This window comes from Streptomyces milbemycinicus (genome assembly GCF_002154605.1).
Lineage (GTDB): Bacteria > Actinomycetota > Actinomycetes > Streptomycetales > Streptomycetaceae > Streptomyces > Streptomyces milbemycinicus.
The window spans coordinates 1-1,035 of the sequence record NZ_MUNE01000246.1 but is presented as its reverse complement, the minus strand read 5'-3'; the positions used below and the strand labels follow the sequence as shown (position 1 = coordinate 1,035).

The window sequence follows — 1,035 nt, the reverse complement described above, 5'->3', positions numbered from 1 at the left end:
CCCGCCGCCACGACCGCCGCCCGCCCTCCGGCCCGGGCCGCCATCTGCTCCGGCGCCGCCCCGGCGTCGGCACACGCCCGGCGGCGGCCGCGTACCACCGCCACGCGCGAGCGACGGCGCTCTTCCCCAGCGCACCACGAGTCACCGCCGCCACCCCTCAACCACCCCCGGGCGCCCGGGACGAGCCGAGCGAAGAACGCACGGGTGCCGGTGCGGCGAACGACACCAAGCCGGTCGAGGCAGCCAACGAGGCCGAAGCGGCCGAAGCGGCCGAAGCGGAAGCAGCCACAGACAACCCGGGCATGCCGCGCCGCGACCGCCTGCGGCTGGCACTGAAGGAGCGGCTGCCGCTGTGGCTTCAGCTCCGCTGCGGTATCGAACTACGGACCCTGGCCGCGCTGGCCGTCGCACTGCTCGTGGCGGCGGCGTTCGCGGCGTACCACTTCTTGACCGGCCGACCGCAGACGGTCGCGGCACCGCCCCCGGAGCCGCCGCGCCCAGCGGCCTCCGAACCGGCTTCGGCTCTGGCTCCGTCGCCCGGGGCGAGGCCTACAGCGGGGTCGGGTTCGGTCGTGGTCGATGTATCGGGCAAGGTCCGCGACCCGGGGGTGCACCGGCTGCGCTCGGGTTCGAGGGTCGCCGACGCGCTGGAGGCGGCCGGAGGGACCCGGCCGGGCGCGGATCTCAGCGGGCTGAACCGGGCCCGTGTCCTGACGGACGGCGAGCAGATCGTGGTCGGCACACCCCCTGCACTGCCCCCCACCGGCAGCGGCCCCGCCGTCACGGCCGAGTCGGGCGGTGCCGCGGGCGGCGCGGGCCCGGCGCCCGCCGGGCCGGTCAGCCTGAACTCCGCCACCGTCGACCAACTGGACACCCTCCCCGGGGTCGGCCCCGTGCTGGCCCGGCACATCCTCGACTACCGCACCCAGCACGGCGGTTTCCGCTCCGTCGACGAACTCCGCGAGGTCAACGGGATCGGCGACCGTCGATTCGCCGACCTCCGCCCGCTGGTCCGCCCATGACACCCCGGCAGGC

The 1,035-nt window shown here is 76.4% G+C and carries 1 protein-coding gene; it reads left to right on the top strand.

The features are described 5' to 3' along the window. The coding region (locus CCN51_RS20510; RefSeq protein WP_107426020.1) for a ComEA family DNA-binding protein at window positions 1-1,022 on the top strand (1,022 nt) is incomplete at its 5' end. Window positions 1,023-1,035 lie beyond the last annotated feature (13 nt).